The following is a 6,483-nucleotide window of genomic DNA, read 5'->3' as shown; positions in this document are numbered from 1 at the left end:
GAGCTGAACAATGAGGTGGGGAGCCCCTCTACAGACGAAGTCAGAACGGATTCTGCTTCAAGGAGCGGGCGGCTTCCCCGGAACTGGTTCAATAGTAAATATGTTTGGTTACAACATACAAGGAGCGGTTTTTAAACCGCGAATTATTGAGTTAGTCATGCGCTATTTCGCGGAATAAATTCCGCTCCCACAAGGGCTCCTAGCAACATAAACCAAGCATTAGTGCCTTAAATTCACAAATGCTTTTCCACCTTATGGGATAATCGCCCTTTCCCCCTTGAATTACACTTTAGGTATGACTCAGCATTGGCTTAGGCAGGCATTAAACCACTTAAGCCCACTGAGATTTCACAGCATTCAACCTAAAGGTATCGTTATGGCTGCGGCATTTTATCAGCATATCCAACAACAGCTTGGCTCTCTTAAAGAGCAAGGTTTATACAAATCAGAGCGGGTGATCACCTCGCAGCAACAAGCCAAGATCGCCATCAGCAGCGGTGAGCAAGTACTCAACTTTTGTGCCAACAACTACCTAGGTTTGGCTAATCACCCAGATTTAATTCAAGCAGGCTGTGATGGCATGGTGCAACACGGCTTTGGCATGGCATCGGTGCGCTTTATTTGTGGTACCCAAGACATCCACAAACAACTTGAGCAAAAGCTATCGGACTTTTTAGGCAAAGAAGACACGATTTTGTACACCTCGTGCTTTGATGCCAACACAGGTTTATTTGAAACCATTTTAGGCCCAGAAGACGCCATCATCTCAGACGCCCTAAACCATGCCTCCATCATAGACGGCGTGCGCTTGTGTAAGGCCATGCGTTATCGTTATGCCAACAACGACATGCAAGCATTAGAGCAGCAATTGATGGCAGCCGATGCCGCGGGCGCGAAAACCAAACTTATCGTCACCGATGGCGTGTTTTCCATGGATGGTATCGTGGCTAATTTGCCCGCTATCTGCGATCTAGCCGATAAATACAATGCCCTTGTAATGGTCGATGATTCCCACGCGGTAGGCTTTATGGGCGAGCATGGCCGCGGCACCCATGAATTTCATAATGTGATAGATCGCATTGATATTATTACCGGCACACTCGGTAAAGCCATGGGCGGCGCATCGGGCGGCTACACCTCAGGCAAAAAAGAGCTAGTAGATTGGCTACGCCAACGCTCACGCCCTTATTTGTTCTCTAACTCACTGGCCCCCGCTATCGTGAACGCATCCATTAAAGTGCTTGATTTATTAGCGCAAAGCGATGATTTACGCGCTCAGCTTTGGGCCAATGCCAGCCATTTTCGTACTCGCATGGCAGCGGCAGGCTTTACCCTAGGCGGAGCCGATCACGCCATCATTCCCATCATGTTGGGTGATGCCAAAGTGGCCGCTGAATTTGCCGAGCGCGCATTAGCGAAAGGCATCTATGTGATCGGCTTTTCTTTCCCTGTGGTGCCACAAGGGCAAGCCAGAATTCGCACCCAAATGTCGGCTGCACACAGCCGCGAGCAACTCGACCAAGCCATTGACGCCTTTATTGCCGTTGGCCAAGACATGGGACTGATCAAATGACCATTAAAGCTCTCGCCAAACTTCACGCCGAGCCGGGCATTTGGATGACCCAAGTGGAAATGCCTGAACTGGGTCACAACGATCTGCTGATCAAAATTCGCAAAACCGCCATTTGCGGCACCGACATCCATATCTATAACTGGGATGAATGGTCACAAAACACCATTCCCGTACCCATGGTTATCGGCCACGAATACGTGGGCGAAGTGGTGGGCATTGGCCAAGAAGTGCGCGGCTTTAACCTTGGCGATAGGGTATCGGGCGAAGGCCATATCACCTGTGGCCATTGCCGTAACTGTCGCGGCGGTCGCACCCATTTATGTCGCAACACCGTCGGGGTTGGCGTTAATCGCACCGGCGCATTCTCTGAGTATTTAGTGATCCCAGCGTTTAACGCCTTCAAGATCCCCGATGGCATTAGTGATGATCTCGCCTCTATCTTTGATCCCTTCGGCAACGCCGTACATACCGCATTATCGTTCGACTTAGTGGGTGAAGACGTACTGATCACCGGCGCAGGCCCAATTGGCATTATGGCCGCCGCAGTCGCCAAACACGTGGGCGCCCGTCATATGGTGATCACCGATGTGAATGAATATCGCCTTGAGTTAGCCCGTAAAATGGGCGTAACCCGCGCCGTTAATGTTGCAAACGAATCTTTACAAGATGTGATGAAAGAGCTTGGAATGACCGAAGGCTTTGACGTTGGCCTTGAAATGTCTGGCGTGCCCAGTGCCTTTAACGCCATGCTAAAAACCATGAACCACGGCGGCCGCATCGCCCTACTCGGCATTCCGCCATCGGATATGGCGATAGACTGGAGCCAAGTGATCTTTAAAGGTCTAGTGATCAAAGGCATCTATGGCCGTGAGATGTTTGAAACTTGGTACAAGATGGCAAGCTTGATTCAATCAGGCTTAGATTTGACCCCCATCATCACCCATCATTTTAAGGTAGATGACTTCCAACAAGGCTTTGACACCATGCGTAGCGGGGCTTCGGGGAAAGTGATATTGGATTGGCGCTAGATGCTTAACAATCAGCCCCGTTTTCGTGGGGCTGATTTCCTATTTGCGCATTACTAATATCATTATGTTGTCGTCAGCGGCCGATTAAGCCTTGGGCTTAAATGCGCCATCACAAAATCGATAAACACCCGCACCCGAGCTGGCATGTATTTGCTCTGAGGGTATTGCATAGCGATGGCGCCGTGGTAGTTGCTTTTAATGGTCCAATCACTTAATACCTGCACTGCGCTGCCTTGGGCAATGGCTTCTTGCACCACAAAATCATGAAAGATACCTATGCCCAATCCCTCTTGCACCGCTTTTAAGCGCATTTGGGAATGGTTAACGGCGTAGCGCCCTGTGACCGCCACAGTATGAAAGGCATCGTCTTTAAGAAAATCCCATAGGTTATCCCGCTCGGTTTCGGCTAGGTATAAACAATCGTGCTGCGCCAATTGCGTGGGATGGCGCGGCACACCGCGCTGAGTTAGGTATTCGGGGCTTGCACATAACACTAAGTTGGTTTTACATATTTCGCGCAGCACTAGGTTTTCATCGGGTTTATCGGTCAATCTAAACGCCACGTCGATATTGTATTTAAGCAAATCAATCGCACCGTCGGCTGCCCTTAACTTTAATTGGATTTCGGGATATTGACGTAAAAACGGCAGCACCCAAGGCTGTAGCACCGAATATAAAAACGCTTCTGGCGCTGCCACCGTTAATGCGCCAGCAGGCTCACTATGCTCAAGCTCGGAGACTTCAATGGCTTGCTGCGCCGCGTTGACCATGACTAAGCTTTGCTCATAAACCCTTTGTCCGGCGGGCGTGATGATCAAGGTCCGTGTGGTGCGCTGAAATAACTTAACCGATAATGCCGCTTCTAAACGGGTGATGAGCTTACTTAAGGCGGAAGGCGTGACGCCCAGTTTATTGGCCGCGGCGGTAAAACTGCCCTCTTCCACCACGTGAATAAAGCTGGCTAAATCGGGCAATAAGGCGATTAACTTAGTTTGCATGGGGCATAGCTTTCATTGGAAATAGTTACGACAACTGCGGCTCGGCCACCAGCTCGGTGACTAAACTCAAAATGCCTTGCGCACCACCAAAATGGGTTAATACGGTGAAATTAAGCTCAGGGAAACGTTCGCGGTATTGATTAATGGCATTGGGGATATCTTTTTGCACATGCACGCCTGAGTTTAAAAAGTAAGGCAACACGACAAATTCCGTTGCACCTTGTGCTATCAGCTGATCAAAACTGTCTGCGATAGAAGGCGTGGCTAATTCTAAAAAGCCTGCCTGAAACAGTTCAAAATGGCTGTTTTCGGGCTGCTTACTCAATTGTGCCACCATGTTTTTTAGCTCTTCATTGGCCAAGGCATTGCGACTGCCGTGGGCGATAACAACAAGTGCTTTCATGATCTTAGATTCTCATATTTTGGCAAAAACAAGGATACGTGATTATGGCGGATTTAGATTCATGAGTAAAAACAAGCGCACAAAAAAAGCTCCCGCAGGAGCTTATTGGCCATCATTTCGCATCAGCTTAGCTTTGCGGCTCTGCTTCAGTGGCTTTCTGGCTTTGATTTGGCTGACCAAACCCCATTTTTACCGCCACGTAAAACGCCAAACCTAGACACAAGAAAATCTGAATCAGGTTGTGACCGATATCGGGAAATTCTGCGCGTAGGAACGACGAATACCCCAGTGCACCAATAAAGAACATCGCTAACGCACAGCGCGGCGTGTCGCCTGCCATCGGCCCTTCAACGTACGACTGCCACAGCGCAGATATCGCAAACACAAAGGCAATGATGGGAAAGATAGAAAAGTTAACATGAGCAGAAGTGAGCGCCGCCAGTGAGGCGTTACCACATAGGCCTGTCAGAAAAGCGAGTAGTAAAGGCTTACGTTCAATTGTATTTGTCATAAGGCAGTATCCTGAAAAAATGGAACATGAATTAAGCTTGGCGAACCAAGGCGTCCTAACCGAGGCGTCCTAACCTAGGCATCCCTAATAGAGGATAAACCTGATCTCCATCACTGTCCTGTGAAATTCGCATTAATTTAACATGAGCGATTGACTCAGCGACATAATAGCGTGTTTAAGGAATAACGAAAATGATCTAGCCCAAAACCTATCCCGCAAACAAAAACATGGCCGGCGAGTGGTATTTCCAAAGGCATGCAAAATATCGTTACACCTTTACGACTTAAGCCGAATTAACTTCGATGTAACACCTTGTTAAACTGATCTCAAAATAGCAACAACTAAGGGTATTTCAGGCTGAAATTTGCTATTTTGCTGTGACTATCAGGAACTGTCAGAGCTTTCATTCAATTTTTGCCCTAACACAGCGCATTTTCTGTGCCAGCGCCAAGGGCACTGATTACCTCTGCATCCAACAAACTTAAGGCCTAATATTGACAGTAGCCTGTGTGCGAAATAACAAATAAAAAGGACATCCCGTGAGTAAAAAAACCAATACAGCAACGCCGTTTAAAATCGCGGCGCATTATGATGCCATTGTCATTGGTACAGGCCCTGGCGGCGAAGGGGCGGCCATGAAGTTGGCAAAACGAGGCAAAAAGGTCGCCATTATTGAAAAAGCACACTCGGTTGGCGGCGGTTGTACTCACTGGGGCACCATACCTTCAAAAGCGTTGCGTCACTCGGTGAGCCGCTTAATTGAATTTAATTCCAACCCCATTTTTGGCGAGGATCAACCACGTAAACACCTGACTTTTGCTGAGATTCTGAGCCACGCCCAATCGGTGATCCGTAAACAAGTACACATGCGCAAAGGCTTTTACGATCGCAATGACTGTGATTTGTTTTTTGGCGAAGCCTCCTTTGTTGATAAAAACACCCTACAAGTACGCAAGAATGACGGCTCACTGGATTACTTGAGTGCCGAAAACATTATTATCGCCACGGGATCACGCCCTTACCGCCCAGCGGATATCGACTTTTCTCACCCCCATGTTTACGACAGCGACACCATTTTATCTCTGGATTACCACCCGTCGAGCATTATCATCTATGGCGCGGGGGTCATTGGCTCTGAGTATGCCTCTATCTTTAGAGGGCTTGATATTAAAACGGATTTGATTAACAACCGTGAGCGCTTACTGTCGTTTTTGGACGCGGAAATGTCCGATTCTTTGTCTTATCACTTTAGAAATTCTGGCATTATTATTCGTCATGACGAGCAATATAAAAGCGTAGAAACTCACCCTGATGGGGTGGTGATGCATATGCAATCCGGTAAGAAAATGAAGGCCAATTGTTTACTGTTTGCCAATGGTCGAACCGGCAACACCGACAAGCTCAACCTTGAGTCAGTGGGGCTCACGCCTGATGGACGCGGCCAACTAAAAGTGAATGAAAACTATCAAACCGAGGTAGAAAACATCTACGCCGTGGGCGATGTGATTGGTTACCCAAGCCTAGCCAGCGCCGCTTATGACCAAGGCCGAATTGCGGCTTCAGCCATCGTCAGTGGCAAGGCGCGCAAGAACCTGACCTTAGATATTCCGACAGGCATCTACACCATCCCAGAAATTAGCTCGGTAGGTAAGACCGAACAAGAGCTCACCGCACAAAAGGTGCCTTATGAAGTGGGACGCGCTCAGTTTAAACACTTAGCTCGCTCGCAAATCTTAGGCTCAGATGTGGGCAGCCTTAAAATCTTGTTCCACCGTGAAACCAAAGAAATTTTAGGCATTCACTGTTTTGGTGAGCGTGCCTCGGAAATTATCCATATCGGCCAAGCCATTATGGAGCAAAAAAACGGCGGTAATACCATAGAGTATTTTGTTCATACCACCTTTAACTACCCCACCATGGCCGAAGCCTATCGCGTGGCGGCATTAAATGGTTTGAACCGTTTGTTTTAG

General features: G+C 48.2%; 6 protein-coding genes. 3 read left to right on the top strand and 3 right to left on the bottom strand.

Annotated elements, in window-relative coordinates; genetic code table 11:
- The first annotated feature begins 376 nt into the window (after positions 1–376).
- Together K6Y21_RS19190 and tdh are read left to right on the top strand one after the other, a co-directional pair.
- Positions 377–1,573, top strand: coding sequence for a glycine C-acetyltransferase (locus tag K6Y21_RS19190; protein WP_233073512.1), 1,197 nt, complete (start codon positions 377–379; stop codon positions 1,571–1,573).
- Positions 1,574–1,575: 2 nt separating this feature from the next.
- Positions 1,576–2,601 (top strand): L-threonine 3-dehydrogenase, encoded by a 1,026-nt coding sequence (gene tdh / locus K6Y21_RS19185; RefSeq protein ID WP_233073514.1) that lies wholly within the window; start codon positions 1,576–1,578, stop codon positions 2,599–2,601.
- A 62-nt stretch (positions 2,602–2,663) separates the two neighbouring features.
- On the opposite strand, the gene K6Y21_RS19180 is transcribed toward tdh, so the two are convergent.
- The 3 genes from K6Y21_RS19180 to K6Y21_RS19170 form a co-directional block, all read right to left on the bottom strand.
- Positions 2,664–3,599, bottom strand: a complete 936-nt coding sequence (locus K6Y21_RS19180) for a LysR family transcriptional regulator (protein WP_233073511.1) — start codon at positions 3,597–3,599, stop codon at positions 2,664–2,666.
- Between the two features lie 25 nt (positions 3,600–3,624).
- Positions 3,625–4,002: a sirohydrochlorin chelatase gene (locus tag K6Y21_RS19175; RefSeq protein WP_233073510.1), complete on the bottom strand. Its 378-nt coding sequence runs from the start codon at positions 4,000–4,002 to the stop codon at positions 3,625–3,627.
- 127 nt (positions 4,003–4,129) lie between these two features.
- The gene (locus tag K6Y21_RS19170; protein WP_233073509.1) at positions 4,130–4,513 is read right to left on the bottom strand and encodes a YijD family membrane protein; all 384 of its coding nucleotides are present in this window, start codon (positions 4,511–4,513) and stop codon (positions 4,130–4,132) included.
- 539 nt (positions 4,514–5,052) lie between these two features.
- Here K6Y21_RS19170 and sthA point away from each other — a divergent pair.
- Positions 5,053–6,483, top strand: a complete 1,431-nt coding sequence (sthA, locus tag K6Y21_RS19165; protein ID WP_233073508.1) for a Si-specific NAD(P)(+) transhydrogenase — start codon at positions 5,053–5,055, stop codon at positions 6,481–6,483.

This window comes from Motilimonas eburnea, assembly GCF_021295345.1.
In the GTDB taxonomy this organism is placed as follows: domain Bacteria; phylum Pseudomonadota; class Gammaproteobacteria; order Enterobacterales; family CBDFNC01; genus Motilimonas; species Motilimonas eburnea.
This window is presented reverse-complemented; position numbering and strand designations above follow the sequence as displayed.